Annotated in this window: 29 protein-coding genes and 3 tRNA genes; 17 read left to right on the forward strand and 15 right to left on the reverse strand. The window is 70.9% G+C overall.

The window, feature by feature from the left end:
* Positions 1-4: 4 nt before the first annotated feature.
* Entirely contained in the window at positions 5-355 is a 351-nt protein-coding gene (locus tag GA0070561_RS00820) for a DoxX family protein (RefSeq protein ID WP_091393411.1), read from the reverse strand.
* A 76-nt stretch (positions 356-431) separates the two neighbouring features.
* Positions 432-1,370 (reverse strand): oxidoreductase, encoded by a 939-nt coding sequence (locus GA0070561_RS00825; RefSeq protein ID WP_091393414.1) that lies wholly within the window; start codon positions 1,368-1,370, stop codon positions 432-434.
* A 94-nt stretch (positions 1,371-1,464) separates the two neighbouring features.
* Between GA0070561_RS00825 and GA0070561_RS00830 the strand changes: the two genes are divergently transcribed.
* The 7 genes from GA0070561_RS00830 to GA0070561_RS00860 all read left to right on the forward strand — a co-directional run bounded on the left by GA0070561_RS00830 (position 1,465) and on the right by GA0070561_RS00860 (position 6,999).
* Entirely contained in the window at positions 1,465-2,100 is a 636-nt protein-coding gene (locus tag GA0070561_RS00830; RefSeq protein WP_091393417.1) for an acyl-CoA-like ligand-binding transcription factor, read from the forward strand.
* A gap of 363 nt (positions 2,101-2,463) precedes the next feature.
* On the forward strand, positions 2,464-3,963 hold the full coding sequence (locus tag GA0070561_RS00835; RefSeq protein ID WP_091393420.1) for a SulP family inorganic anion transporter: 1,500 nt from the start codon (positions 2,464-2,466) through the stop codon (positions 3,961-3,963).
* Positions 3,963-4,415: a MerR family transcriptional regulator gene (locus GA0070561_RS00840; protein ID WP_091393423.1), complete on the forward strand. Its 453-nt coding sequence runs from the start codon at positions 3,963-3,965 to the stop codon at positions 4,413-4,415. Before GA0070561_RS00835 ends, GA0070561_RS00840 begins: the two co-directional genes overlap by 1 nt.
* A gap of 101 nt (positions 4,416-4,516) precedes the next feature.
* Positions 4,517-4,849, forward strand: a complete 333-nt coding sequence (locus GA0070561_RS00845) for a hypothetical protein (RefSeq protein ID WP_091393428.1) — start codon at positions 4,517-4,519, stop codon at positions 4,847-4,849.
* A complete protein-coding gene (locus GA0070561_RS00850; protein WP_091393430.1) occupies positions 4,846-5,295 on the forward strand; it encodes a MerR family transcriptional regulator in 450 nt (149 codons plus the stop codon). The genes GA0070561_RS00845 and GA0070561_RS00850 overlap by 4 nt, the downstream gene beginning before the upstream one ends.
* A 34-nt stretch (positions 5,296-5,329) precedes the next feature.
* Entirely contained in the window at positions 5,330-5,674 is a 345-nt protein-coding gene (locus GA0070561_RS00855) for a YnfA family protein (protein ID WP_091393433.1), read from the forward strand.
* A 74-nt stretch (positions 5,675-5,748) separates the two neighbouring features.
* Positions 5,749-6,999 carry an MFS transporter gene (locus tag GA0070561_RS00860; protein ID WP_244166015.1) on the forward strand — a complete coding sequence of 417 codons (1,251 nt, stop codon included), beginning with the start codon at positions 5,749-5,751 and terminating at the stop codon, positions 6,997-6,999.
* Between the two features lie 7 nt (positions 7,000-7,006).
* Here the strand turns inward: GA0070561_RS00860 and GA0070561_RS00865 are convergent.
* A tRNA-Lys gene (locus GA0070561_RS00865) sits at positions 7,007-7,082 on the reverse strand.
* Positions 7,083-7,265: 183 nt separating this feature from the next.
* Here GA0070561_RS00865 and GA0070561_RS00870 point away from each other — a divergent pair.
* On the forward strand, positions 7,266-7,757 hold the full coding sequence (locus tag GA0070561_RS00870; protein WP_244166016.1) for a cation:proton antiporter: 492 nt from the start codon (positions 7,266-7,268) through the stop codon (positions 7,755-7,757).
* Between the two features lie 2 nt (positions 7,758-7,759).
* On the opposite strand, the gene GA0070561_RS00875 is transcribed toward GA0070561_RS00870, so the two are convergent.
* Both GA0070561_RS00875 and GA0070561_RS00880 read right to left on the reverse strand, forming a co-directional pair.
* The gene (locus GA0070561_RS00875; RefSeq protein WP_091393438.1) at positions 7,760-10,420 is read right to left on the reverse strand and encodes a DUF4132 domain-containing protein; all 2,661 of its coding nucleotides are present in this window, start codon (positions 10,418-10,420) and stop codon (positions 7,760-7,762) included.
* Positions 10,420-10,728 (reverse strand): hypothetical protein, encoded by a 309-nt coding sequence (locus tag GA0070561_RS00880; RefSeq protein WP_091393441.1) that lies wholly within the window; start codon positions 10,726-10,728, stop codon positions 10,420-10,422. Before GA0070561_RS00880 ends, GA0070561_RS00875 begins: the two co-directional genes overlap by 1 nt.
* 109 nt (positions 10,729-10,837) lie before the next feature.
* On the opposite strand from GA0070561_RS00880, the gene GA0070561_RS00885 reads away from it, so the two are divergent.
* Entirely contained in the window at positions 10,838-11,308 is a 471-nt protein-coding gene (locus GA0070561_RS00885; RefSeq protein ID WP_091393444.1) for a TspO/MBR family protein, read from the forward strand.
* Between the two features lie 107 nt (positions 11,309-11,415).
* Here the strand turns inward: GA0070561_RS00885 and GA0070561_RS00890 are convergent.
* Positions 11,416-11,491 (reverse strand) — tRNA-Lys (locus GA0070561_RS00890).
* Between the two features lie 187 nt (positions 11,492-11,678).
* Between GA0070561_RS00890 and GA0070561_RS00895 the strand changes: the two genes are divergently transcribed.
* Both GA0070561_RS00895 and GA0070561_RS00900 read left to right on the forward strand, forming a co-directional pair.
* A complete protein-coding gene (locus GA0070561_RS00895) occupies positions 11,679-12,941 on the forward strand; it encodes a L,D-transpeptidase (RefSeq protein ID WP_091393447.1) in 1,263 nt (420 codons plus the stop codon).
* Positions 12,942-13,189: 248 nt separating this feature from the next.
* Positions 13,190-14,482, forward strand: coding sequence for a L,D-transpeptidase (locus GA0070561_RS00900; protein ID WP_091393450.1), 1,293 nt, complete (start codon positions 13,190-13,192; stop codon positions 14,480-14,482).
* Between the two features lie 110 nt (positions 14,483-14,592).
* On the opposite strand, the gene GA0070561_RS00905 is transcribed toward GA0070561_RS00900, so the two are convergent.
* Positions 14,593-14,668 (reverse strand) — tRNA-His (locus GA0070561_RS00905).
* 112 nt (positions 14,669-14,780) lie between these two features.
* Entirely contained in the window at positions 14,781-15,371 is a 591-nt protein-coding gene (gene orn / locus GA0070561_RS00910; RefSeq protein WP_091393455.1) for an oligoribonuclease, read from the reverse strand.
* Positions 15,372-15,443: 72 nt separating this feature from the next.
* On the opposite strand from orn, the gene GA0070561_RS00915 reads away from it, so the two are divergent.
* Positions 15,444-16,727: a glycosyltransferase 87 family protein gene (locus GA0070561_RS00915; protein WP_091393459.1), complete on the forward strand. Its 1,284-nt coding sequence runs from the start codon at positions 15,444-15,446 to the stop codon at positions 16,725-16,727.
* Positions 16,728-16,879: 152 nt separating this feature from the next.
* Here the strand turns inward: GA0070561_RS00915 and GA0070561_RS34675 are convergent, their stop codons facing one another.
* The 3 genes from GA0070561_RS34675 to GA0070561_RS00930 form a co-directional block, all read right to left on the reverse strand.
* A complete protein-coding gene (locus GA0070561_RS34675) occupies positions 16,880-17,899 on the reverse strand; it encodes a hypothetical protein (protein WP_091393462.1) in 1,020 nt (339 codons plus the stop codon).
* Between the two features lie 149 nt (positions 17,900-18,048).
* Positions 18,049-18,780, reverse strand: a complete 732-nt coding sequence (locus GA0070561_RS00925; protein ID WP_091393466.1) for a YcnI family copper-binding membrane protein — start codon at positions 18,778-18,780, stop codon at positions 18,049-18,051.
* Between the two features lie 17 nt (positions 18,781-18,797).
* Complete coding sequence (locus GA0070561_RS00930) at positions 18,798-20,465, reverse strand: copper resistance CopC/CopD family protein (protein WP_091393470.1); 1,668 nt, start codon at positions 20,463-20,465, stop codon at positions 18,798-18,800.
* A 172-nt stretch (positions 20,466-20,637) separates the two neighbouring features.
* Between GA0070561_RS00930 and GA0070561_RS00935 the strand changes: the two genes are divergently transcribed.
* Genes GA0070561_RS00935 through GA0070561_RS00950 form a run of 4 tightly spaced genes read left to right on the forward strand, consistent with a single transcriptional unit; the run spans position 20,638 to position 23,603 of the window.
* On the forward strand, positions 20,638-21,228 hold the full coding sequence (locus GA0070561_RS00935) for a sigma-70 family RNA polymerase sigma factor (protein ID WP_091393473.1): 591 nt from the start codon (positions 20,638-20,640) through the stop codon (positions 21,226-21,228).
* 32 nt (positions 21,229-21,260) lie between these two features.
* Complete coding sequence (locus tag GA0070561_RS00940) at positions 21,261-21,785, forward strand: MauE/DoxX family redox-associated membrane protein (RefSeq protein ID WP_091393477.1); 525 nt, start codon at positions 21,261-21,263, stop codon at positions 21,783-21,785.
* Positions 21,778-22,494: a DsbA family protein gene (locus GA0070561_RS00945; RefSeq protein ID WP_091393479.1), complete on the forward strand. Its 717-nt coding sequence runs from the start codon at positions 21,778-21,780 to the stop codon at positions 22,492-22,494. Before GA0070561_RS00940 ends, GA0070561_RS00945 begins: the two co-directional genes overlap by 8 nt.
* Positions 22,491-23,603 (forward strand): hypothetical protein, encoded by a 1,113-nt coding sequence (locus tag GA0070561_RS00950; RefSeq protein WP_091393482.1) that lies wholly within the window; start codon positions 22,491-22,493, stop codon positions 23,601-23,603. The genes GA0070561_RS00945 and GA0070561_RS00950 overlap by 4 nt, the downstream gene beginning before the upstream one ends.
* Here GA0070561_RS00950 and GA0070561_RS00955 read toward each other — a convergent pair.
* The 4 genes from GA0070561_RS00955 to GA0070561_RS00970 are packed head-to-tail and all read right to left on the reverse strand — an operon-like array spanning position 23,587 to position 26,265.
* Positions 23,587-24,345, reverse strand: coding sequence for an energy-coupling factor ABC transporter ATP-binding protein (locus GA0070561_RS00955; protein WP_091393485.1), 759 nt, complete (start codon positions 24,343-24,345; stop codon positions 23,587-23,589). The genes GA0070561_RS00950 and GA0070561_RS00955 overlap by 17 nt on opposite strands.
* The gene (cbiQ, locus tag GA0070561_RS00960) at positions 24,342-25,112 is read right to left on the reverse strand and encodes a cobalt ECF transporter T component CbiQ (RefSeq protein ID WP_091393488.1); all 771 of its coding nucleotides are present in this window, start codon (positions 25,110-25,112) and stop codon (positions 24,342-24,344) included. The genes GA0070561_RS00955 and cbiQ overlap by 4 nt, the downstream gene beginning before the upstream one ends.
* Before the next feature lie 14 nt (positions 25,113-25,126).
* Entirely contained in the window at positions 25,127-25,552 is a 426-nt protein-coding gene (locus tag GA0070561_RS00965; RefSeq protein WP_091393491.1) for a PDGLE domain-containing protein, read from the reverse strand.
* Positions 25,549-26,265, reverse strand: coding sequence for an energy-coupling factor ABC transporter permease (locus GA0070561_RS00970; protein WP_091393494.1), 717 nt, complete (start codon positions 26,263-26,265; stop codon positions 25,549-25,551). Before GA0070561_RS00970 ends, GA0070561_RS00965 begins: the two co-directional genes overlap by 4 nt.
* 198 nt (positions 26,266-26,463) lie before the next feature.
* Here GA0070561_RS00970 and bcp point away from each other — a divergent pair, with 198 nt between their 5' ends.
* A complete protein-coding gene (gene bcp, locus GA0070561_RS00975; protein ID WP_091393498.1) occupies positions 26,464-26,940 on the forward strand; it encodes a thioredoxin-dependent thiol peroxidase in 477 nt (158 codons plus the stop codon).
* Positions 26,941-26,945 lie beyond the last annotated feature (5 nt).

Here is a 26,945-nt window from a genome sequence, read left to right on the forward strand (position 1 = left end):
GGGTTCACCAGTGGTAGAGCACGTTCACTGTCAGTGCGGCCACCACGGTGACGAAGAAGACGGCCGGGCCCACCAGTTGGCGCGAGCCGACGCGCAGGTGCGCGATGAGTGCGCCGATGAAATACAGCACCAGCCCAGCAGCGGCGAGGGTGCCCAGCAGCGGTACGACGAAGCCGGCCAGCAGCCCCAACGAGCCTGCGGCCAGCGCCATGCCCAACCGCGGGACCCACGACCGTGGCACGCGCTTCATGTCCGCCTGGGCCTTTGGATAGTCGTGACCGATCAGGTAGGTGACGGCGGCGATGCCGGTGAAGATCGACGCGAGAATGGTGACCGTGACATAGGCAGCGAACATTTTTCCTCCGTTGTGTTTGCTCGCCCCCTGGACGATCTGGCGCGGCGGAATGTGACGACCGCCGGGTGCCCGGCGATCAACTCGCCGGTCGCAGCGAGCCGAACCGTACGCCGGTGGCCTGTTCGGACAGTTCCCACAGACGGCGGCCGTGCTCGGGGTCGGTCGCGGCGGTGGAGAGCTTCGCCGGCGCGGGGTGGCCGCGCAGTTCGCCCGGCCCGCCCGGGCCGACGAGCTGGCCCGGCTGCGCCCCGGGGTCGGTGGCGGCGAACAGCTGCGGCCAGACGCCGCGGTCGACCGGCTGGGCGAGGAGTGGGTTGCCGATCCGGCCCAGCAGCAGCCGCCAGATCGGCGTGGTGGCGGCGCTCTGCAAATTCGTCGCGGTGTAGCCGGGGTGGGCGAGGAAGCTGCCCAGGGGGCTCGCCACGGTGCTGAGCCGCCGGTGCAGCTCGTAGCCGAAGATGGCGTTGGCCAGCTTGGACGTGTTGTAGAAGCCCATCGGGGAGTAGCCCCGCTCGCCGGTCGGGTCGGCGAAGCGCATCGTCGCCTGCCGGTGGTTGACCGAGGTGACAGTGACCACCCGTGGATCCCGGCCGGCCAGCAGGAGGTCGAGCAGGAGCCCGGTGAGAGCGAAGTGCCCGAGGTGGTTCGTGGCGAACTGCACCTCGTGCCCCTGCGGGCTGAGGGTGCGGGGCAGAGCCATCACTCCGGCGTTGTTGATCAGCACGTCCACCCGGGAATGGTCGGCGTGCATCCCGTCGGCGAACTTCCGTACCGAGTCGAGGTCGGCGAGGTCGATCCGCCGGACTTCCAGGTCGACGCCGGGTCGGGTCGTGGCGATGTCGGCCGCCACCCGGCGGCCCCTCTCCTCGTCACGGACGGCCAGCACGACGCGCGCACCGCGGGCGGCGAGCGCCCGGGTGGTGACCAGGCCGAGGCCCGCCGTGGCACCGGTGACGACGAAGGTACGGCCACTCAGGTCGGGGATCTGTTCAGTGGACCAGCCATTGACAGTCATGCGACCCACTGTGCTATCGGTGGCACTCAGTGTCAAGCAGTGCGCATGATGCCAACAAGGGCATGATGTGCACCGGATGACGTAGCATCGGCGGATGAGATCTCGTGCGGACAACAGCCTGGCCGAACGCAAACGCCAGCTCGTTGCCGACGAGCTGCGCGACGCCGCCCTGATGCTGCTCGCCACCAAGGGTTTCGACGTGGTGACCGTCGACGACATCGTGGCGGCGGCCGGCATGTCGCGACGTACCTTCTTCCGCTACTTCGCGTCCAAGGAGGACGTCGTCGTCCGGTTCCTGGCCGACACCAGCGCGGACATCATCACCGAACTCGCCACCCGGCCACCCGCCGAGCCATCGTCGGTCGCGCTGCGGCACGCCCTCTGGGTGCCGCTGGCCGCCTGCAACGACCACCCGGAACACTCCGAGCGAGCCCGGGTCGTCGTCCGTCTCATCCTGGACACCCCCGCCCTGCACGCCCGCTGGCTGGAACGCCAGATCGAGTGGCGCGCCGAACTGGCCGCCGAGTTGGCCAACCGCAGCGGCCTCGACCCGCACACCGACCCCTACCCACGGATGGCCGCCGGGATGGCACTGCTGGCGCTCGACACGGTGCTCCAGCGGTGGCAGCCGGGCGACGACGAGCAGCACCTGGCCAAGCTGATGGACCAGGCGTTCGCCGTCGTGGCGCCGGCCCTCGACGCGCCTGCCGCGTCACCCGCCGCCGGCTGAGCGCCACCCTGCACGAATCAGCGCGGTTTCCGCGCCCTCATGGGCCTGCGCATCACCACGCGCCTGACCCACATCAACTGACCCAGGGGGCGTTACCGGCGTCTGCGGTCGCCGGCAACGCCTTGTGTCAGGTTCAGTGGCGTCCTGGTGATGATCACCACGTTCGGTGAACTCTCCTCTGACGGAAGGGTAGCTTCGCTGTCGGCTCTCAAGGCGAGGCCGCATGGCTCCCCCGGCGGCTGTGACGCGTCCGGGCAATGACGCCCTGAGGCCGCTCAACCGGCTGTCGCTGATCGGCGGGTAGCTGCCCGATCCAGGGCGGAGCTGAGCGCGTCCACAGGACGCCCGAGTGGAAATGGCTGTATGTCTTCTGTGCTGTCCGCGGTCAACCGGCCGCGTCTGTCCCGTCCGTCCTGGTTGTCGCCGAAGGTGTTCCGCACCGAGGTCCTCGCCGGTCTGGTCGTCGCCCTGGCGTTGATCCCGGAGGCGATCTCGTTCTCGATCCTCGCCGGTGTCGACCCCCGCGTGGGGCTGTTCGCCTCGTTCACGATGGCAGTCACCATCGCGATCTGCGGAGGACGTCCGGCGATGATCTCCGCCGCGACCGGAGCCATCGCCCTCGTCGTCGGGCCGCTGGCGAAGGAACACGGGCTGGACTACCTGATCGCGGCGGTGATCCTCGGCGGCGCGATCCAGATCCTGCTCGCCGTGCTCGGCGTGGCGAAGCTGATGCGGTTCATCCCGCGCAGCGTCATGGTGGGTTTCGTCAACGCCCTGGCCATCCTCATCTTCGCCGCCCAGGTCCCGCACCTGCTCGGCGTGCCGTGGCTGGTCTACCCGCTCGTCGCCGTCGCCCTGGCGATCATGGTGGGGCTCCCCCGGCTCACCCGCGCCATCCCGGCGCCGCTGGTCGCCATCGTGGTCCTGACCCTGGTCACCGTCTTCGCCAGCGTGGCGGTGCCGACCGTCGGCGACGAGGGAGCCCTGCCGGACAGCCTGCCCACCCTCGGCCTGCCGCAGATCCCCTGGACCATGAACACCCTCACCCTCGTCGCCCCCTACGCCCTGGGGATCGCGCTGGTCGGGCTGATGGAGTCGCTGATGACCGCCAAGCTCGTCGACGACATCACCGACACCCCCTCCAGCAAGACGCGCGAGTCCTGGGGTCAGGGCGTGGCCAACATCGTCACCGGTTTCTTCGGCGGCATGGGTGGCTGCGCCATGATCGGCCAGACGATGATCAACGTGAAGGCGTCCGGCGCCCGTACCCGGCTGTCGACGTTCCTGGCCGGCGTGTTCCTGCTGGTCCTGGTCGTCGTGCTCGGCGACGTGGTGGCGGTGATTCCGATGGCTGCCCTGGTCGCCGTGATGATCATCGTGGCGGTGTCGACGTTCGACTGGCACTCCGTCGCCCCGGCCACGCTGAAGCGGATGCCGTACGGCGAGACCATCGTCATGGTCGCCACCGTCGCCACCACCCTGGCCACCCACAACCTCGCCATCGGCGTCGTGATCGGCGTCCTCACCGCCATGGTGATCTTCGCCCGTCGAGTGGCCCACCTGGTCGAGGTCACCAGCGTCCTGGACCCGGACGGCACCACGAGGATCTACTCGGTGCGCGGCGAGCTGTTCTTCGCCTCCAGCAACGACCTGGTGGGCCAGTTCGACTACGCGAACGACCCCGAGACGGTGGTCATCGACATGACCCACGCCCACGTCTGGGACGCCTCATCCGTCGCCGCCCTCGACGCCATCACGCAGAAGTACGCCACCCGCGGCAAGACCGTCGAGATCATCGAACTGAACAAGCCCAGCGCCCGCATCCACGACACCCTCGCCGGTCAGCTCGGCGTCGGCCACTGATGGCCACCACCAGCCGGGAAACCGGGCCGGAGCAGCACGTCTCCGGCTCGGCCACCGGCCGCCTCATGCAGATCGGCGAGGCCGCCGAACGGGTCGGGCTGAGCATCCGCACCATCCGCCACTACGAGGAAGCCGGCCTGATCGTCCCCTCCGCCCGCAGCGAGGGCGGCTTCCGCCTCTACACCGAACCCGACCTCGACCGCCTCGCCGTCGTCAAACGCATGAAACCCCTCGGCTTCACCCTCGACGAGATGCGGGACCTCCTCACCGTCCTCGACGCCCTCGACACCGCCACCGGCGCCGACCGCGCCGCCCTGCTCGACCGGCTCGCCATGTTCCACACCGCCGCCACCACCCGCGTCACCGCCCTGCGCGACCAACTCGCCATGGCCGAAGGCTTCGCCGACACGCTCCGCGCCGAACTCGACCACCACGAAGGCCCCCCTGTCTGAACGCCCCTCATCGGTGGCCCTGAGCTGTGGTGACCGGTCGGCACGCCTGCTGAGCGTCGGGCTTGCATCCGGTACTCAGGTACACGCTTACCGTCGTCGGTATGACCACTGACTCCCAGGCGTGGGTGCCCGAGTCGTGCACCTTGCCGAGCGGACAACGGCCGCTGCGGCTGGCCGAATTCGACGACCTGTTCGCCACCGCCCTGCTGGCGCAGCAGCGGCTGTCCCCCACCGAACTGCGGTGGCGTCTCGACGCGACCGCCGAGGCGACCGCCCGGGACCTTATCGGCCGGGAAAGCTCCTGCTGCTCGTTCTTCTCGTTCACCCTCGCCGCCGACACCGGCACGCTGCGCCTCGACGTGCAGGTGCCGGCCGCGCACGTCGACGTCCTCGACGCGCTCGCGCTGCGAGCCGCCGCCGGGACGACGGCATGAGCGGATTGCGCAGCGGCCAGGTCGCCGCCGCAGCCGGGGTGAACCCGCAGACGCTGCGCTACTACGAACGCCGTGGACTGCTCGCCGAGCCAGACCGAAGTCTGGGCGGGCACCGCCTCTACCCAGCCGAAACGGTCACCGTGCTGAGGGTGATCAAAGCGGCGCAGCGGCTCGGGTTCACCCTCGACGAGGTCGCCGAACTCCTCGACGCGGGCCAGCACCGTCACGGTCGCCACCCCGACGCCGGCCTACGGGTCCGCGCCCAGGCAAAGCTCGCCGAGGTCGAGACGAAGATCGCTGACTTGCAGGTCATCGCCGGCACGCTGCGCGCCGCAGTGGAGGCCGGCTGCGACGACCTCGTCGAATGCGCCGGCCAGCCGTGCTGCCCCATCCCCTTCGCCACCATCGCTCCAGGGGGTGCCTGTTCGACCGGGTCACCGGCATGATCCGGCGCCGGGGGCGAATCGGTACGGTCCACGGATGACCGTCGTCCGCTCTGTCCTGCTGTTCGTCGTCGCCGCCCTGTTCGAGATCGGCGGGGCGTGGCTGATCTGGCAGGGCTGGCGCGAGCACCGCGGCCTGTGGTGGATCGCCGCCGGAGTCATCGCCCTCGGCGCGTACGGATTTGTCGCCACCTTCCAGCCCGACCCGAACTTCGGGCGCATCCTCGCCGCCTACGGCGGCGTGTTCGTGGCCGGATCCCTCGCCTGGGGCGTGATCGTCGACAAGTTCCGGCCCGACCGGTGGGACGTCATCGGCGCCGGCATCTGCCTGATCGGCGTGGCCCTGATCATGTACGCGCCGCGTTCGGCGGGCGGCTCCTGATCGTCACGGAGCCGATCCGGCACCTCAGGCCCTCGCCGAGGCGCACGCTTGGCCCCGCGCCGTAGCGTGGCAGGGTGGCAGCACCCCGCATGACACCGCCGTCGGGGATGAGCACCCGGCTGACGTTCCTGTTCGCGTTGGCGGCGGGAGTGGCCGTCGGCAACCTGTACTGGGCCCAGCCACTGCTCGGCTTCATCGCAGGCGATCTACGCGTCACGACCGCGACGGCCGGCTGGCTGGTCACCGCGACGCAGCTCGGGTACGCCGTCGGCGTGCTACTGCTCGTACCGCTCGGTGACGTCCTGGACCGCCGCCGGTTCGTCCCGATCATGCTGCTGACCTCGGCCGCCGCACTGCTGCTGTGCGCGCTGGCGCCGTCGATCGGCGTACTCCTGCTCGCACTCGGCGTGCTCGGTGTGACGACGATTTCCGGGCAGATCCTCACTCCGCTCGCCGGAGACCTTGCCGGCGACGCCCAGCGCGGTCGGATCGTCGGCGTCGTCGGATCCGGGACCCTCACCGGCATCCTGGCCTCCCGCACGATCAGCGGCCTCGTCGCCGACGCCGCCGGGTGGCGGACGATCTTCGCCCTCGCCGCGGTCCTCGCCGTCCTGCTCGCGATCGTGCTCTACCGCGCGATTCCGCCGCTGGCACCGCGGACACGCCTGCCCTACGCGCAGCTCATCGCCTCGGTCGGCGCGGTGGTCGTGCGCGAGCGGGCGGTCCGATGGACGCTGGTCCTGGGCGCCACCGGCTTCGCCGCGTTCTCACTGTTCTGGACGGCGCTGACGTTCCTCCTCAGCGGCCCGCCGTTCCGGTACCCGGCGGCGGTGATCGGGTTGTTCGGTCTGGCCGGCCTCGCTGGCGTCCTCTCCGGCCTGCGCGGCGGACGGCTGCACGATCGCGGTTGGTCGCTTCCGGCCACCGGCGCGGCCTGGGTACTGGCCCTCACGGCCTTCGTCGTCGCGGCGTTCGCCGTACGGTCCGTCGTCGTCATCATCATCGTGATCGTCATGCTCGACGTCGCCCTCCAGACGCAGGCCCTGCTGAACCGGGCGCGACTGTTCGCCCTCTCTCACGAGGCCCGGAGCCGGCTCAACACGGCGCTGGCCGCCGTCAACTTCGTCGGCGCCGCCATCGGCTCCGCCGCCGCGACCGTGCTCTGGTCCGCGGGCGGCTGGACAGCGGTCACCATCGCGGGAACAGCGCTCTGCTGCTTCGCGCTCATCGTGTGGGTGCGGGGACGTCGTGGTCCACTCGTGATCCGCGTTGCCCCGCCGGAGAACGCAATTCAGGGGGCATTGCCGATTGGCCATGCCCCCTGAATATCGCTGGTGCGCCGCCAGGGACTCGAACCCCGAACCCGCGGATTAAGAGTCCGCTGCTCTGCCAGTTGAGCTAGCGGCGCTCGTCGGCAACGGGACGAGACGTTAGCACGGTGCCGGAACAGGCTGTCGCCGGTGCTGGGCACGACGGCCGTGTCCAGCGGTCGGCCAGGTCCGGTTGATCAAGCGGGTACGCTCGTTACTGCTGCCTGCTGCGCTGACCGGCACCAACGGCGCTGAACGGCCGGCTCGGCCGCGAGCCCGCAGTGGATCCGAGGAACCTCGCGCCGCTCCAGGGCACCTTCGTGGTCGTCCTGGTGACACTCGTCGGGCAGGGCCTGACGTTCGCGCCGCTCGTGCGGATGCTGGGCCTGCGCGCCAACGAAACCGACCAGGCCCGGGTACGTAACGAGGCCCGCTCGGCGGCGGTCGAGGCCGCCCTGGCCCGCCTCGACGAGGTTGCCACTGCGGAGCCGGACAGCGCGGTGGCCGTCAACACCACCCGTACGCAGCTGCTGGCCCGACTGGCGCGCTACCGCGGGCGGCTGGACCTTCTGGAGCAGAGCGGCTCGTCCGAGCTGCCCACCTCACCGGCGTACGAGACGGCGCTTCGTGTCCGGCGGACAGCCATCGACGCGAAGCGCGAGGAGCTGGTGCGCTGGCGCGACTCCGGCCGACTGCCGGACGAGGAACTCCGCGTCCTGGAACGTGAACTCGATCACGAGGAGCTACTACTCCCGAGGCGGGCTTCCAGCTGACTTCACGGTGCCAACTGGTGCAGGATCACCGGATCCTTGATCTTCTTGTCGGCGGCCAACAGCAACGCCTTGCTGATGATTTCGCCGAGCCGGCTGTCGCCCTCGAAGGGCAGAAACATCTCCGGCTCCTTCGCCTTCGCCGAGTCGGGAATGATGCACAGGTACCGGTCGTCCGGGGCGATCAGGATGTTGCCCGAGCCGCAGTGGATGCGGTACGTGTGCAGGTCACCCCGTACTTCGAGGAACCGGTCGGTGAACGTGCACCGGTTGGCGATCGCCAGCCGGGGAATCAGCTCGGCCAGCACCTCCCGACGAGTCCTGGCGGTCGGGGTGAGGTCGCCGAAGCTGCTCTGCGACCAGTAGTCGCGGTACCGGCCCTGGGGACCACCGTCGTACCAGTTCGGGTCGTTGCCCACCCCGGCCGCAGCCACGAACAGGTCGACGTCGCGCATCACCTCGCTCAGCACGACCGCCGGAACCTCCTCCAGCGGCACCGGCGTGCGTTCCCCCCGGACGAACACCAGTTGGTCGGTCCCCATCGTGTCGAACATCAGGTCGTCGCCCTGATCCTCGATCCCGGCGATGTGCAGCACGGCGCGCAGCCCCCAGTCCGGAAGGGCCAGCCAGGGGTCCTGGTAGCTGGCGCCGTCGTTGCGGTGTCGAACGTGCGACCAGCCGCGCCGGGACAGCAGCGCGATGAGACGGTGCTGGCGCACGATGTGCGCGGCGAACCGGTTGGAGTACGTGCCGGTGGTCCGCTCCGCGTCGGTCAGCAGGTACTGCTCGCGGTGCGCCTGCTTGAACGGCTGGGTGATAGTGCGCCGGGCCAGGAATTCCCGCCACGCCAGGACGGCGGCCGGATCGTCGACCGGGTGCCACAGCCGTACCGTGGCGTCGCCGGCGGGCTCGAGCACCGTGTCGTCCACGGTCCGCAGGGCGTCGCCGCCCCAGCAGCAGGCGACGCCGTCGACGGTCCAGATCAGCCGTCTGGCCAGGATCCGGGCCAGCGGGTGGTCCAGGAACCGCTCCCGCCACTGCTCGACGGTCCACGTACGGTCGCGCCGCAGCAGCCCCTCCAGGCGGTCGCGGGTCCCGGTCAGCGTCGCGCCGATGTCCGCGACTGTCGCCTTCAGCTCCTTCAACTCCTCGCCGTGGTCCTTACGCACCTGCGCCGGAGGAGCCTTGACCACCTTGCCGTCGGAGTTGCGCCACACCACGACGGCATCGACGCCGCGCACCTCGACCTCGTACGAGCTGTCACCCAGCTTGTCCGCAAGCGGCAGCCCGAAGCCGGGCAGTGCCATCTCCTCGACGTCCTCACGGCCGATGCCGAGCGCCTCGGCGTGCGTGGTCAGGCCCTTCTCGACGATGCGCAGCGTGCTCTTGTAGGTCAGCCGCGACGCCAGCCGCGCCAGTTGCGCGAGGGCCGCGGGGTGATCGGTGTCGACCAGCACCGCGACCGCGACGTTCGCCAGCTTCGGGCTCGACGGACCGTGGCCGGGAACCTTGCGGGCGGCCCGTTCCGCGATGTGGCCGAGGCTGCGCAGGGTCTCCTCCGACGGCGGGCACATCGCTCGCGCCCAGAGCAGGCCCCACAGCACCCCGACGTTGTGGCGGTCGGCCAGCCGCGGCGGGAAATCGTCGCTGTGACCGGGGCAGCAGGTGGTCATCCGCAGCGGCAGACTGCGCGGCAGACCCACCAGCGGAAGCCAGTCGTCGAGCCGATCGGTGAACTCGTCGACACCGACCGCGTCGAGCAGAACCCGGGTGCTCTTCTGCCAGGCGGCCGTCGGCCGCGCCTTGTCCGCACCGAGCAGGCAGTGGGCAAGCAACGCCTGCCACTCGGACCGGCGCTCCTGCGGCATCGCCTCGATGTCCGCGACGGCCCGGTCAGCCCACTGCTCACCGACGTTGACGGTGGGCCACATCGCCTCGTCCTTGTCGCCCATGTCGGAGTAGACGCGCTCGATCCGCGTCCGCCGCCAGGTCGCCAGCGCCGCCGGGTGCGAACGCCCGGCGAGGTACTCGGCCTGTAGCGACTCCCGGGTGAAGCTCACGAGCGACGCGCTCCACCGACCGAATCCCAGCCACGCTTGACCGCCCAGCCGGTCCAGCCAGCCGGATCCAGTCAACCCGCCGGCCGAGCACAGAGCGCGGATCAGCCCGTTGCGCCCGTCGCTGTCCTGTCCTGGGACCGTCAAAGCATCGAACACCAACTGCCGCGCCCGCACCGGCTGGACGGTCAGGAGTTGCTTCGCCCGCTCCCAGATCTCGCCGCGGGCGACGTCCCACGGGGTGTCCCGGCTGCGGGGTAACCGCGGCAGATTGTCGATCACTGTCATCGCCGCGGCGGCCCGGCGGTCGTCATCCGCCCCGTCACCGTTCAGCGCCGCGACGGCGGCGCCGAGTTCCTCGGCCCGCCGCGTGGCGTCCGGCAGCAGTTCGATCTGCGGGGACGCCAGCTCGTACGGTCCGGCCGGGTCGTTGAGCGCGGTGAGCAGCGCCGGCCCGGTGCCGTCCGGTGCCCAGCCGCACACCATGCTCACCCGATTGACGAAGTCCCGCCCGTCGATCTCGTTGAGGGTGTCACCGCCCCGCTCGCACCACCCCCTGACCGTGGTGATCACGTCGCGCAGCGCCTGCTCCGGGTCGTACGTGTCCATCAGCCACCCACCAGCGGGACGAGCTTGAGGAACGTGATCCGGGACCCCGCGTGCAGGTGGACCTTGTCGTCCAGGGCCGTCACCTGCCGGTCGTCGACCAGCACCACGAAGCCGTTGCGGCCGAACGCCTTGAGCGTCGCCCGGGTCCGCTCCTCCGGATCGACATGCCCGCCGGACTCCGCGACCTCCAGGAAGACCCGCCGCCGAATCAGCTCGCCGAGACGTACCTCTTCCTCGAAGATGTCCATTGTCCATTTAGGACCACTCGGCGCTCCGGTCACTTCGTCGGCGAACGTGATCATCGGCATGGCGCTGAGGCTAACTGAGCACTCCGACAGCGTTCCGCTCTCGTTTCACCGCCCGCGGGCCGGTGAACGGGGCGCGATTGATCCGTCGCAGGCCGGGTAGCTGAACAGCATGCGACTACCAACCCTGGCCAGGACCGCGGCAGCGGTCACCGTGACAGCCGCCGCCGGGGCGACGGTCACCGACGCCTCCTCACGCTGGTACCAGCGGCTCCGCAAGCCGACCTGGCAACCCCCGCCAGTCGCGTTCCCGCTGGCATGGACGCCGCTGTACGCCCTGATCGCGGTGGCCGGCGCCCGCGTGCTGGACCGCACCAGCGGAACCGACCGCGCCGCGTTCACCCGCGCGTACGGGCTCAACCTGGCCCTCAACTTCGGTTGGAGCGCGCTGTTCTTCAAGGCCCACAGACCCACCATCGCGCTGGCCGAAATCGCCGCGCTCAACGTCTCCAACCTCGTGCTGCTCCGCCGAGCCGCACGGGCCGACCGCGTCGCGGGCGTCGCACTGGCCCCGTACGCCGCGTGGACGCTCTTCGCGACCGCCCTCAACGGCACCATCGTCCGCCTCAACACCAAGCGTTGAGCCGGAAGATCATCCTCGTACCGCGTGTCCGCCGGCTCCCGGGCGTACCGAAGACACAAAAAAAGGCCCCGACCCGGTGTGAACCACCAGGTCAGGACCTTGATCGTTGGTGCGCCGCCAGGGACTCGAACCCCGAACCCGCGGATTAAGAGTCCGCTGCTCTGCCAGTTGAGCTAGCGGCGCTCGTCGGCAACGGAGAGAACATTAGCACCCCCGGAAGGCGCGCTCCAATTCGGTTACCCGGGTCCCCCCTTCGGTCGAGCTTTGCCGGCAAAAAGCCCCAAACCGGCCACCATCGCCAAGGTCGGGGCGTGGGTTGGGGCGGTGATGCGGCACGATGTCCGCCAGGTACGCGAGAACAGAGGTGGGCATGGCACGGTTCACGCGAGCCGGGGCGGTGGTGGGCGCCCTGACTCTGGCGGCGTCGCTGGCACTGACCGGATGCGGCGGCGGCGAGAAGAAGCCGGAATTCGTTGGCGGGGCGTCCTCGGACGTGAGCGCCACCCCTGACTCAGCCGCACCTTCGACGCCGAGCACACCGAGCGGGCCGCCGCTCACACTGAGCCCGGCCGACGGCACGAAGAACCGGCCGGTGAGCACGGAGATCAGCGCGAAACTCCCGGACGGCGGGAAGGTGTCGGCGGTCACCCTGACGGCGGACGGCGGCGGCTCGGTCGAGGGCAAGCTGCGTACCGATGGCTCGGCCTGGGTGCCGTCCGCTCCGCTGAAGTGGGGCACCCGCTACACGGCCACGGTGACGGCGAGCGCGTCGGACGGCACGAGCAGCCAGGGCACCAGCAGCTTCACCACGATGGCCAAGCCGAAGTCGACGATCGGTTCCGGCCTGTACCTCTTCGACGACAAGAGTTACGGGGTGGCCATGCCGGTGGTCACCGAGTTCCACCCGGGCATCCCGAAGAAGGACCGGGCGGCGGTGCAGAAGCGGATGTTCGTCCGGACCGACCCGCCGCAGCCGGGCGCATGGCACTGGGTCAGCAATGGCACGCAGGCCTACTACCGGGCCCCGGAGTACTGGAAGCCGGGCACCACCATCACCGTGCGGATCGCCCTGGCCGGGGTGCCGCTGAGCAACGGCAAGTACGGCGACGTCGACCGCAAGGCCACCGCCAAGATCGGCCGGTCGTTCGAGATGAAGGTCGACAACGCCAACAAGAAGATGACGGTGTACGAGAACGGCGCGCCGGTGCGCACCATCCCGGTGAGCCTCGGCAAGAAGAGCACACCGTCGTCGAGCGGCACGATGGTGGTGATGGAGAAGAAGGAAGCCACTGTCTTCGACACCCGCGACGACCCGGATCCGGCCAACCGCTACGTGACCGACATCCAGTTCGCCCAGCGGCTCACCTGGGGTGGCGAGTACATCCACGCCGCGCCCTGGTCGGAGCACGTGCAGGGGCGGCAGAACGTCTCGCACGGGTGCGTGAACGTGTCCATGGCGAACGCCAGGTGGTTGTTCGACAAGACCCGGATCGGTGACCCGATCACGATCAAGGGCACCGAGCGCAGGATCGCCGCCGGTAACGGTTGGACGGCGTGGAGCGTGAGCTGGTCGGAGTTCATCAAGGGCAGCGCGTTGCCGGTGCCCAGTGGTGGGGCCGGCCCGGCGGTCTGAGCCGTCGACCTCGTTGCGCCGGCTCGGCCGTTGGCCGGGTCGGCGTACCCTTGCACTCCCGCCGCTCGATGACAGCGCGGCGACCCCCGCACTCCCGTACGGAGACGAACCAGGCTCACGAAACGCCGGATAGTAGCAGGATTCGGGCACTATTGATGGCGTGTTTCGGTTCACCCTCGGCAACCGGGGCCGGCTCTGGCGCGTCAATAAGAGACGATGGGGCAGCGACCACAACTGTGAGGGAATTCATGCGAGCTAGCCAGGACCAGCTGATCAGGCCCGGTGGGCGACGCCGCGTGTTCGCGGCGGGCCTTCTCGCCGTGGCGCTGGCCTTCACCTCGGCCTGCACCGACAGCGACGGCGGCAAGCCGTCCTCGTGGCACGGCGGCGGCGAGAACCCGGCGCCGAAGGCCGCCGCGACGATCAGTGAGCCGGCGGCCGACGCCAAGGACGTGCCGGCGTCCACCGGCATCACCTTCACCACAAAGGACGCCGTCGAGACCGCTGTCGAGCTGAAGGACGCCGCCGGCAAGACGGTCGAGGGCGCCCTCGCCAAGGACGGCAAGTCGTGGCTGCCGACCGGTGCGCTGGCCTACGGCACGAGCTACACGGCCACCGTGACCGCCAAGGGCGACGACGGACGTCCGGCCACCGCGACGAGCACCTTCACCACCATGGCCAAGCCCGGCAATCAGGTACGGGTGAGCAGCTTCCTCGGTGACAACCAGGTGGTCGGGGTGGGCATGCCGCTGATCGTGAAGTTCAGCCGGGCCATCCCGGAGGACTACCGCGACGACGTGCAGCGTCGGATGACCGTCACCTCGACCCCGGCGCAGGAGGGGATCTGGCACTGGGTCAGCCCCACCGAGATCCGGTACCGGCCGAAGGAGTTCTGGAAGCCCGACAGCAAGGTCTCCTACCGGGTGCAGGCCGGCGGCCTGCCGATGGGTGCGGGTTGGTACGGCCGCGCCGACCTCGCGGTGGACGTCAAGATCGGCGCGGCGGTGGTCATGACGGTGGACAACAAGACCAAGCGGATGACGGTGACCCGCAACGGCTCTGTGATCAAGACCATCCCGGTCAGCCTGGGCAAGAAGAGCACGCCCTCGTCCAGCGGCACCATGGTCGTGATCGAGAAGCTGCGCAAGACGGTCTTCGACACGTTCGAGGAGCTGGGCCCGGAGGAGGGCTACCGCACCAAGATCGACTTCGCTCAGCGCCTCACCTGGGGCGGGGAGTTCATCCACGCGGCACCCTGGTCCGAGGGCCAGCAGGGCACCACGAACGTGTCGCACGGCTGCGTGAACGTGTCGATGGCCAACGGCGACTGGCTCTTCAAGAACACCCAGATCGGCGACCCGATCACGGTCAAGGGCACCGAGCGCAAGCTGCAGAACGGCAACGGCTGGACCGACTGGAACATGAGCTGGGACGAGTACGTCAAGGGCAGCGCCCTTCCGTACGAGCCTCCGGCCGACCCGGACGCCACCACCCCGACCCCGGACGGGACGGTCACCCCGTCCCCCACGCCGACCGCCTGAGCCAGCCGACGGAAGCCCCCTCCTCGGAGGGGGCTTTCGCGTGCCCGCCTGTTTCGCCCCTACAACGACTCAGGCCCCCTCCGAGGAGGGGGCCTGAGCAGTAAAACCAGTGGGGTGACTGATGGGAATTGAACCCACGACAACCGGGACCACAACCCGGTGCTCTGCCAACTGAGCTACAGCCACCATGCCGCCGTCGCCCGGTCGATCGCTCCGGGCGGGGTGCGGACCAATAATAGCCACACCGCGACGCACCTCGTCCAGCGGGTTCCCTGCTCCCCGGGACGAGCCGGCGCGGTCAGAGTTCGGCGGCGATGGCCTTGGCGGTCTCGACATCCGGGCCGGGTAGCGGAACGAAGACGGTGCGCCGGTAGTACTCCAACTCGCGGATGCTCTCCCGGATGTCGGCCAGCGCCCGGTGCGCGAGACCCTTCTGCGGCTGACCGAAGTACACCCGGGGGTACCAGCGGCGGCAGAGTTCCTTGATCGACGACACGTCGATCATCCGGTAGTGCAGGTGCGCGTCGAGGCGGGGCATGTCCCGGGCGATGAAGCCCCGGTCGGTGGCGATCGAGTTGCCGCAGAGCGGAGCCGTACGCGGATCCTTGACGAAGGTGCGGACGTAGTCCAGGACCAGGTCTTCGGCCTCGGCGAGGGTGACCGCCGAACGACGGACCTCCTCGGTGAGGCCGGACTTGGCATGCATGGTCTGCACGATCTCCGGCATCCCCTCCAGTGCCGCCTCGTCGGCGTGGATGACCACGTCGACACCATCACCCAGCACGTTGAGGTCGGGATCGGTGACCAGTGCCGCAACCTCGATCAGTTTGTCCCTGCCGAGGTCCAACCCAGTCATCTCACAGTCGATCCAGACGAGGAGATCAGCCACCGGGACAGCCTACGCGCAGCCCACACCCCGCGGCTGCGCGCTCTCGGCGGACCGGCCCGCTAGGGTTTCGGGGTGCCAGCAGAACCCGTCGCACCGCCCGCCGTCACCGAAGACGATCCCGGCGGCCGTACGGTCCGTCGTCTGGTCGCGGTGGTGGCCCTCGGGGCTGTGCTGCCAGCGCTGTACCTGCCCGGCCTCGTGCACAACTTCTTCGATCTCAAGATTTACATGTCCGCGATGGACTGGTGGCGCGTCGGCCACCCGCTCTACGACTACGTCCAGCCCGATCGGGTGCAGGGCGAGCTGTACTTCACCTACCCACCATTCAGCGCGCTGCTGCTGTGGCCGTTCGGTCTGCTGCGGCTCGGCGCCACCGTGGCGATCTTCACGGCGCTCACCGTGCTGGCCGTGGTGCTGACCACCCGGTGGCTGGTGGCGCCGGTGATCGCCCGACACGACCTGCCCCGAAGGTTCACCCTGGTCGCCGCCGTACTGCTGGTGCTGGCGGTGGAGAGCATCCGCGAGACGATCACCTTCGGCCAGATCAACATGCTGTTGGTCGTGCTGATCCTGGCCGACCTGCTGTTCGCGGTACCGCAGGCGCGACGCTGGGCCGGGGTGGGCGTGGGGCTGGCGACGGCGCTCAAGCTCTTTCCCGGCATCTTCATCGTGTACCTGCTGGCCACCCGGCGGTGGCGGGCCGCGGCGGTGGCGAGCGCGACCGCGGCGGCGGCGACCCTGCTCGCGGCGGCGATCGCCCCTCGTGACTCGTGGCGGTTCTGGACGCACGAGCTGTGGACCACCGAGCGGGTGGGACGCACCGACATCGTCGGCAACCAGTCGCTGTTCGGCCTTCTCAGCCGGTTCACCGAGCCGGAGAAGCCGGACCGGGTGCTCTGGCTGCTGCTCGTCGCCGCGGTCGCCGCCTACGGGCTGTGGCGGGCCGCCCGCGCGGCGCGGGCCGGTGACCCGTTGACGGGCCTGACGTTGACCGGGTTGGTCGGCTCCCTGGCCAGCCCGATCACCTGGACCCACCACATCTACTGGTTCGTGCCGGCGGTGGTGCTGCTCGCCGACGCGGCGTTGAGCGCGGACCGCCCGGACGAGGCACGCCGGCGTCGCTGGCTGGCCGGGCTCGCGCTGGGCATCACCGCCGTGACCATCTACGGCGTGGTGACGTTCCAGGCCTGGGGCGCGGGACCGGTCCGCACTCACGACCCGGTGGACTTCGTCGTGCAGAACACCTACGTGCTGCTCAGCCTGCTGCTGCTGGTGGCGTTGCCGGTGCGCTCGGGGTTCGGTGCGGAAAATCGCACCAATTGGACAGACCTCCCGAGTAGCCATGTTCGGCGCTAACCTGTCCTCATCTACCTCAAGCGTCGCTCGGGTAGCACCGATCCCCCGGTGAGGGTGGCCCTCCGCGTCGGCAGCGCGGAGGGCCACTCGCCGTCTCACCCACCGCCACCGGCCAGGCCGTCACCCGACAGGGCCCGCCACTGACCCTGTCGTCACCCGACCGGGCCGCCACGGGCCGGCTCGTCGCCCGGTGCGGCCGGCACCGGCCGGGCCGTTGGCTCGTCCACGTCGGCCGGCGGCCAGGCGAGACTCAGCGTCACCTCCGGCGGGCGGGGCAGCCGGACCGGTTCGTCCAGGTCGGCGAGGGTGGTCGCGCGGGCCGCGCCGATCGCCGGCCGGGCGGGTTCCGGGGCCCCGGAGCCAACCGGGGCGAGTTGTCGCGCCGGCAACGGTGGGGTCGGATCGGGTTGCCGGAGGCCCAGCCCACTCAGCGAGGTGACCCCGAGCCGGCCGGCGAGCACCGGCACCTGGTCCGGCTCGACCACGAAGATCACCTCGCGTGGCCGTAGCGGCCGCAGCAGGAGCAGCGCCGCGCACACCACCAGCAGCACGCCGACGGTCAGCAGACCCCAGGTGGCCAGGCCGGTCCACCCGACCCGCAACTCGGCGCGCAGGTCCAGGGCCAGGTCGGCCTCGCCGTCGGGGCGCATCACCACCAGGCTCATGGGTTCACCGGCGAGGTCATCGGCGCTCCACTCCAGCGAGCCGATCCCCTCGCGTACCCAGAAGGGCCGGCCCAGCGGTGTGACAGGCCCGTCTGCCGTCGCGACGCCCGGAGTGTCGGCGGCCGGTCCGGCTGGATCGAGCCGGACCGGCAGCGGACCCCGGGCCAGCGCCACCCGGCGGACCGTGGCGTGCGGCACCGCCTCCAGCCAGCCCCGCACCTCGGCGGTGGGCGCCAACCCGACGAAGGCCGGCCCGCCGGTGCTGCGGGCTTCCAGGCGCAGTCGGGTCTGCGCGGTACGCGCGAAGGGCGCCTCCTGCCGCAGCAACCGGTCGAGGTCGGTGACGACGATCGCGTGACCGGGCGTGCGGACCGTTTCGAAACGGGCGGCGAAGGACCCGCCGGGGTCGGCGTGTCGACTCACCAGCCACAGCCCGCCACCGGCGAACAGCGCCGGAATTCCCACGACCAACAGCAGCACTCCGGCGATCATCCGCACGAACCGCATCCGCACCGTCCCCCTCCGTAGCCAAATACCCGGCCGACCTTACCGACGTACACCGTCTGATCAGGGGATATCCACGGCACGGTCGGCATCGGCTCCGGAAAGCGCGCTGGCCCGCCGGATGATCCGGCGGGCCAGCGGGTGGAACAGGGTCAGGCCTTGGCGACCGGCTCCCGGCGGGTACGCGCGAACGCCAGCCCGCCCAGCACCAGGCCGGCCAGACCGGCGACGAGACCGGCCACACCGAGGCCGACCGCGAGCCCGTTACCGTCGTCGTCGTCATCGTCGTCGGGCGACGCGACGGCTGCGGTCGGCGTGGCCGAACCCGACGGCGCCGCGGCGGCGGCCAGGGTGAGCACCGGAGCCGGGTGCTCCGGCTCCTCGGCACCCGGCGCCGGGTCGTCGATCCAGCGCGAGATGTTGCCGTCCGAGTAGGTCTGCAGGGTCTTGAAGACCATCGAGTCGACCTGCGGCAGCGGCCCCATCGAGACGGGGAACTCCTGGAACTGACCCGGCTTCACCCCCGCGTCACCCGAGGCCGTCCAGGTGATCTTGGAGACCGCTTCGGTGAGCTGACTGCCGTGCACCTCGATCGGCGGGTCCACCTTGCGCTTCTCCGTGGTGACCGTCCAGCCGGGCACCGGCATCGTCGACACCGAGCCGACCGGGGCGTTCTCCGGCAGCACCACCTCCAGCTTGGTGGTCGACGCGGTGTCGCTCTCGTTGGGCACCCGGAACGCCACCCGGGCGTAGCCACCCTGGGTCGCCTCCTTCGGGTTCACCGTGACGTGTGCGGACGCCGGTCCGGCGAAGCCGAGCACAGCGGTGGCGGCGGTGAACGCCAGGGCGGCAGCGGCGGTTGCGGTACGCCGGAGTCGGGTCATGGGTTTCGCGAACCTCTCTAACGGATGGGCACGGTGGCGGTCACCGTGGCCTGGTCGATGTCGGTCGTTCGGGCGGTGATCTTCAGCTGCCACTCGCCGGGGGTCGGCAGGCTGATGTCGCCGTAGGCGTGACTGTCCGTCAACCGCAGCAACGGCACCTCGATCGGCTCGATCCCGGCCGAGGGCAGCGCGACTGTGGCCTTCCACTCCGCGACCAGCAGTGGCTGGTTGGCCTTGTCGTACGCGTACAGGTGCACCGAGTTGTTGCCCCGCTCGGCCGGGCTCACCTCGACCTCGACGGTCAGGAGCGGGCTGGAGAGTCTGGTGCTGAAGAAGCCGGACTCGGCCCCGGAGGAGGGGCCGGCCGCGGCGGTACGCGCGGGAGTGGTCTGGACGAGCGTGGCGGACACGGCCAGCACCACCACGGTGACTGCCAACTCCACCAGGACCGCCCGGCGCACCGGTGCCGGGCGTTGCGCCGCGACCCGGCTACGCACCAACTTCCGGGAGTACGCGGCCACGGCGATGACAATCGCGAACAGCCCGATCTTGGCGAGCAGCAAACGCCCGTACGTGGTGTCGAACAGCGCCTGCGGGGTGGCCACCTCGATCAGCGCCTGGACGGTGCCGGCCAGCAGCAGCGCCGAGACGGCGAGCGCCGCCCAGCGCGACCAGATCGGCAGGATCGCGCCCAACTCCCGCTCGTCGGCCTGGCGCAGCAGGAAGACGGCGAGCATGAGCAGACCGCCCAGCCAGACCGCCATGCTGCCCAGGTGGACCGCGTCGACCACCACGGAGACCGCCGGCGCCGGGGAGGCCGCCGGGTGCCCGGCCAGTGGCCAGGTCAGCAGGGCGGCGCCGCCGAGCACGGCCAGGATGATCGCGTCCGCGCGGCCGGCGGGCCGGGCCAGCAGAGGGCGGAGCAGGAAGACGGACGCCGCCAGCAGGCCGAGTCGGACCAGGTGGGCGGCGCCGAAGGCGCTGCCGAACACGCTGCCGAACCCCTCGCCGGTGACGTCGAAGAGACCACCACCGGCCGTGTAGGGCACCTGCAACCACAGGTCGGCGAGGGTGGCGAAGGCAACCAGACCGAGGCCGGTCCAGGCCAGCCGGGTCGGCCCCCGCCGGGACAGCCGTCGCGGCCAGAGCGCCGCGAGCACCAGCGCCGGCCCGACCAGCAGCACCAGGCCCGCGTAGCCCAGGAAGCGGGCCACCTTCACCGCCGTGCCCACCACCGGGTTGGCGCGGCTGTCCGTGCCGGAGTCGACGGGTGGGGTCGAGGGTGCGCCGACCGAGTAGGTGTACGCACCGGAGACCGGATGGCTGTCGGCGGAGATCACCCGGAAGCTGACCAGGTAGGTGCCGCGGGCGCCGGCCGGGTCCACCGGAATGGTCACCACACCGCCGCTGAACGACGGTTCACCCCGGTCGGCCCGGGAACCATCCGGCGCGATGACGCGGATCTTGCCCGGCACCTTGCGGACCGACTCGCTGAACGTGAGGACCACCTCGGACGGCCCGCTCGGCACGATGGAGGCGGCGGCCGGGCTGCTGCTCTCCAGCACCGCGTGGGCGCTGGCGGAGGTCGCTGGCGCGATCAACAAGGCGACGACGGTGACCAGGAGGCCGGCGGCTGCGGCCAGCCTGGCGGCCCAGCGGCGGGGGGCGACAGTCATGCCGGCCATGGTCGCCGATGGGTGTCCCATTCGGCGACCCGAGGGGGGTGGTCGCTTCCGTGGTCGCACGTCATGAACTGGTAGTCGGCCCGGGTCGGGGAAAAGTTCCCGACGTGGCGCAGACCATCCAAGGGCTGAACGACCCTGACGCGCCGCCGACTGCCGCGTAACCTGGTGTGTCGTGATCCCTGTCCCGCGTGACTCCGGTGCCGCCGGTCCGGCAGAGCCGGTCGACGAGGTCGCCCGGGACCCGGCAACCGAGTGGGCGCTGACCGCCCGCGACGGTGACCCCACCGCCCAGGCGGCGTTCGTCCGGCTGACCCAGGCCGAGGTCTGGCGGTTCGCCGCCGCCCTGGTCGACCCGGACAGCGCCGACGACCTGACCCAGGAGACCTACCTGCGGGCGTTCCGGGCACTGCCCGCCTTCGAGGGTCGCTCCAGCGCCCGCACCTGGCTGCTCGGCATCGCCCGGCGGGCCTGCGCCGACCACCTGCGCACGGTCGTCAGGCGGCGGCGGCTCGACGAGCGCCTGGCGGCGAACGCGTACACCGACCGACCGCACCCGGACCCGGCCGGCCAGTTCGGTGCCGCCGACCTGGTCCGTCGCCTCGGCCCCGAGCGGCGCTCCGCGTTCGTGCTCACCCAACTGCTCGGCCTGTCGTACGCCGAGGCCGCCGCCGTCGAAGGGGTGCCGGTGGGCACCATCCGGTCCCGGGTCGCCCGCGCCCGAGACGACCTGGTCGAGGCGGTCGGCGACGCCCTGGCCGGCTGAACGCGGAACTTCCGGCGCGGATGGGACGACAAATGAGCGTGACAGCACCTTCCACCCGAGGCCACCGTTGGCCAGTGGTCCGCCCGTGGCTCGGCATCGCGGCCCGACTCGGCCTCGCCGCCGTCTGGCTGGTCGCCGGCGCGTCGAAGGTCAGCGACCTCGCCGCCTCCGGGCGGGCGGTCAACGCGTACCAGGTGATGCCGTACGACGTGGCGACCGTGATCGGCGCGGCGCTGCCCTTCGTCGAACTGGCGTTGGGCGTGCTGCTGCTGCTCGGGCTGGCCACCCGGCTCGTCGCCGGGGTGTCCGCCGCGCTGCTGGTGGTCTTCATCGCGGGGATCGCCTCGGCCTGGGCGCGTGGGTTGGCCATCGACTGCGGCTGCTTCGGCAGCGGCGGGCAGCTGGCCGCAGGGCAGGCACCCAGTTACCTCCCGGAGATCCTCCGGGACCTGGGATTCTTGGTTCTGGCCGGATTTCTGCTGATCTGGCCACGTACGCCGGTATCGGTGGACGGGTGGGTGTCCGGCGAACCCGTTGTGGAGGACGAGGATGAGTAGTCGCAAGGGGCAGCGGGACGCCGCCCGGGTGGTCCGCGAGCAGTTGGCCCGCGAGCGGCGCCGCCGCCGCACGATCTGGGTCTCCGCCGCCGCGGTCGTCGTCCTGGTCATCGCCGGCGTCATCGGCTGGGCCGTCTGGTCCAACCAGCGCTCCGACAGCTTCACCACCCCACCCGGCGCCAACGCGGAGGGCACCGGCATCGTCACCGGCGGCGGGCCGGTCACCGTCGACGTCTACGAGGACTTCCTCTGCCCGGCCTGCAAGCAGTTCGAGCAGGCCAGCGGGTCCACGCTCGAACAGTTGGTGGCCGAGAACAAGGCGAAGGTGGTCTACCACCCGGTCGCGTACCTCAACCGTTTCTCCACCACCGACTACTCCACCCGCTCCTCGGCCGCCTCCGGCTGCGCGGCGGCGGGCGGCAAGTACCACGAGTACGCCAAGGCGCTCTTCGCCCAGCAGCCGCCGGAGGGCAGCGCCGGGCTCACCGACGACAAGCTCATCGACATCGGCACCAGCGTGGGCCTCGACCGGGGCTCCTTCGGCAGCTGCGTCAAGGACGGCACGTACAAGAGTTGGACCGAACACGTCACCGAAGACGCCAGCCAGAGCAACGTCACCGGCACGCCAACCGTCAAGGTCAACGGTCAACCCGTCGAGAACCCCACCCCGGACGCTCTCACCGCAGCCGTGGCGGCGGCCGGCAAGTGATCCGTACCCTGCTGGGCCGCGCCGGCCTGATCGCCGCCGCAGCCGGCCTGGTGACAGTGATCAGCGCGGCGCCCGCCGCCGCGCACGGCGCGGACGCACCGGACGGCACCGACTACCGCACCCGGACCACCGGAGTCGCACCCGCGCGGCCGGGGCTTGAGGTACGCGTCATCGAGGCGGGCGCCCGACTGGAGCTGACCAACCGCACCGGCCGCACCATCGAGGTCATCGGCTACTCCGGCGAGCCGTACCTGCGCGTCGGCCCGGACGGGGTCTTCGAGAACAGCCACTCCCCCGCCACGTACCTGAACCGCACCATCGCCGGGGACACCTCGCTCCCGGCCGAGGCGGACCCGGCCGCCGCACCCTCCTGGCAACGGATCGACGACGGCACCACGGCCCGCTGGCACGACCAGCGCGCGCTGTGGCAGGAGTCGGCACCACCGGCCGCGGTACGCGCCGCACCGGACCGCGAGCACCGGGTCCGGGACTGGACGATCCCGCTGCGCGACGGCACCGACCCGGTGGTGATCGGCGGCACGCTGGACTGGGTGCCGCCGCCGGACGCGTACACCTGGTGGGCCGTGACCATCGTTGGGCTGCTCGCGGTGGGCGCCCTCGGCCTGTTCGCCGCCACCGCCTCGGCCGGCCCACGCGCGCTGTCCGCGCTCGGCGCGTTGCTGATCGTCGGCGGCGCGCTGGCCGTCGGGTACCCGGTGGGACGGGAGTTGGACGCGGGCGCCCAGGGCGTGGGCGGGGTGCTGGTCGGGCTGCTCTCCGGGCAGATCTGGTCCCTGTTCACCGGCCTCGGCGCGATCGCCGCCGGTTGGTACGCGCTGAGCCGCCGCCCGGCCGCCGACTTCGTGGTCGCGTTGGCAGGGGCCTGCCTGGCGCTCTTCGCCGGAGCGTCGAACGCCGCCGTGTTCTCCCGCGCCATCGCCCCGGTGCCCTGGTCACCCGCGGCCGCCCGGGTGATGGTGGCGCTCTTCCTGATCACCGGCGCCGGCGCGACAGCCGCCGGCATCCTGCGCCTACACGCAACTTCCCGCACCACCACCGCGGCACCGCGGGTGGAGACAGCCGAGAGTGGGTCTACTGCTGCGGGGTGAACCCGTAGGGCAGTTCCAGGCGGTGTCTTGCCAGCAGGGGGGCGTCGCTCAGCAGACTGCGGGTGGGGGCGTCGGCGACGATCCGGCCGTTGTCCAGGATCACCGAGCGCTCGCACAGCTCCGCCGCGTACGGCAGGTCGTGCGTGACCATCAGCAGAGTCACCGGCAGGCCGCGCAGGATCTCGGCGAGCTCCCGACGGGCCGCCGGGTCCAGGTTCGACGACGGCTCGTCGAGCACCAGGATCTCCGGGTGCATGGCGAGCACCGTGGCCACCGCCACCCGGCGGCGCTGCCCGAACGACAGGTGCTGCGGGGCCCGGTCCCGGTGCTCACTCATCCCCACTGCGGCGAGTGCCTCGTCCACCCGGGCGGCCAACTCGGCCCCCCGCAGACCCAGGTTCGCCGGCCCGAACGCCACATCCTCCGCCACAGTGGGCAGGAACAACTGGTCGTCCGGGTCCTGGAAGACGATGCCCACCCGGCGGCGTACCTCGGCCAGGGTGGCCCGATCCGGGGTGACCGTCAGCCCGCCGACGCTCACGCTGCCCTCGGTCGGGGTGAGGATGCCGTTGAGGTGCAGCACCAGCGTGGTCTTGCCGGCGCCGTTGGGCCCGAGCAGCGCCACCCGGTCGCCACGCGGCACGTTCAGGTCGACCCCCTGAAGGGCGACGTGCCCGTCCGGGTACGCGTAACGAACGCCCCGAACGTCCAGCGAGACAGCGGTCTGCACGACACCGATCATGACAGCACGACGGCGGTGGCGGCGATGGAGGCCGCCAACACCGGCACTGTCGCCGCGACCAGCCACTGACCGGCGCTCGCCGCACCCTCGCCCTGCCACACGGCGGGCATCCGCCCGGTGTAACCCCGGGACAGCATCGCCAGATAGACCCGCTCGCCACGCTCGAAGGCGCGCAGGAACAACGCCCCGATCCCGGCGGCGAAGCCGCGCAGCTGCCACAGGAAACGCGGGTCGTCGCCCCGGGAGATCCGGGCCACCCGCATCCGCCGCGCCTCGCCGACCAGCACGTCGAGGTAGCGCAGCATGAACGTGGCGATCTGGGTGAACACCTGCGGGCAGTGCAGCCGGTCCAGCCCCACGATCAGGTCCCGTGTCGTGGTGGTCGCGGCGAGCAGCAGCGAGGCGAGCACCCCCAGGGTGCCCTTGGCCAGGATGTTCCACGCGCCGTGCAGCCCGTCCTCGGACAGCCGCAGGCCCAGCACCTCGACCCGGTCGCCGCTGCCGAGGAACGGCAGGGCGACCGCGAACAGCACGAACGGCAGCTCGATCAACGCCCGGCTGAGCAACCACCGTGGGCCCACCCGGGCCAGCGCCGCCACCGCCGCCACCAGCACGGCGTACGCGCCGAAGGCCCAGAACGCCTCGCGTGGAGTGGCCACCACGGCGAGGGTGAAGACCACCATCGCCACGATCTTGACCTCGGGCGGGAGCCGGTGCACCGGCGAGTCCGACTCGCGGTACAGCACGTGCCCGTGACCGGCCCCCATCCGCGTACCCCTGCTCAGCTGGCCGCGTCGGCGCGGCGCCGGACGTCGGCGGACGTCGCGGGGTCGCTCCCGGTGGGCGTCGCCGAGTCAGCGTCGGTCGGCGTGCCGCCGCGACGGCGCAGCAGCCAGAACCCGCCGGCCCCGATCGCGAAGGTGACCAGCACTCCGAGCACCCCGGACAGGCCGGTGGAGACGAAGCTGTTCCGCACGCCCCGTACGCCGTAGTCGGCGAGCGGACTGTCGGCCAACTCGTGGTCACGGGCCTGCTGAGCCGGGCAACTCCCCCCGACGATGTTGTCGTCGGCGTCGACGGTGCAGCCCTTGAGCAGGGACGAGTCCAGTCCATCCGGGTGGGAGGAGGCGTAGTTGCTCACCACGCCGGCGAGCAGCAGGGCGACCAGCAGGCCACCGGCCAGGAAGGCCCAGGAGCGGTTCTTCATCGGACACCTCCGGCGACCGGGACGGCGGGGGCGGCGGGCGCGCGCAGGGATCGCAGCGCGTACACCAGGTCGGGGCGGACCTTCGCGACGGTGAGCACCGTGGTCGCGGTGATCAGGCCCTCGCCGATGCCGATCAGCAGGTGGACGCCGGCCATCGTGCCGGCCAGGCCACCAAGGTTGTTGCCCAGGTCGGTGGTGCCACCCAGCCAGTACTCCAGGACGAAGCCCTGCGACGCCACCACCACGCTGACCGTCGCGGCGACGAACGCGGTCACGGCCAGACCGGCCCGCGTGCGGGGCAGCACCCGCAACATCAGCGCGATCAGCGCGTACGCCGCGGCGGTACCGAGCAACGCCATGTTCGTGATGTTGAGGCCGAGCATCGCCACGCCGCCGTCGCCGAAGATCAGTGCCTGTACGACCAGCACCACGGCCACGCAGAGCGCGCCGACCCACGGGCCGACCAGCATGGCGGCGAGCGCGCCACCGAGCAGGTGACCACTGACACCGGCCGTGAAGATCGGGAAGTTGAGCATCTGGACGGCGAAGATGAACGCCGCCACCAGGCCGGCCATCGGGGCCAGCCGGTCGTCCAGGTCGCGCCGGCCGCGCAGAACGCAGGCGGTGAGCGCGGCAAGAGCGAGCGCAGCGAAGATCGCTGCCACGGGACCGTCGATGATCCCGTTCGAGATGTGCATCGCCAGTGTCTCCACGCGACCTCCCACGCGTCAGCGGGCCCGACCGGGCCGGCGTGGGTCAGCCTATTTCCCAACCATCGTTGTTGCCAGACTCTGGCAACAACGATGGGCTTGATCACTCCAGGTCAGGCCCCGCGGCCCGCGCCGTACCCCCACACGCCGACGCGTCGCGCCGGCCGCGGCGCTCGCCGGCACGGCGGTAGGGTCGGGGCCATGACCTCGCCCGACCGCCTCTCCCCCGGTGACCCCGCGCCCGAGTTCACCCTCGCCACCGACACCGGCGACCAGCTCTCCCTCGCCGACCTACGAGGTCGCAAGGTCGTCCTGTACGCCTACCCGGCCGCGATGACCCCCGGCTGCACCAAGCAGGCCTGCGACTTCCGCGACTCGCTCGCCTCACTCCAGGCCGCCGGCTACGAGGTCGTCGGCATCTCCCCGGACAAGCCGGAGAAGCTGGCGAAGTTCCGCGAGCGCGACGCCATCACCTTCCCGCTCGTGTCGGACCCGGACAAGTCGGTGCTGACCGCCTACGGCGCGTACGGCGAGAAGCAGCTCTACGGCAAGACCGTCACCGGCGTGATCCGCTCGACGTTCGTGATCGACGCCGACGGCAAGGTCGAGCGGGCGCTCTACAACGTCAAGGCCACCGGGCACGTCGCCAAGCTTCGCCGCGACCTCGGCCTGGACTGACCTGT

It is taken from the genome of Micromonospora saelicesensis, assembly GCF_900091575.1.
Taxonomy (GTDB): Bacteria; Actinomycetota; Actinomycetes; order Mycobacteriales; family Micromonosporaceae; genus Micromonospora; species Micromonospora saelicesensis.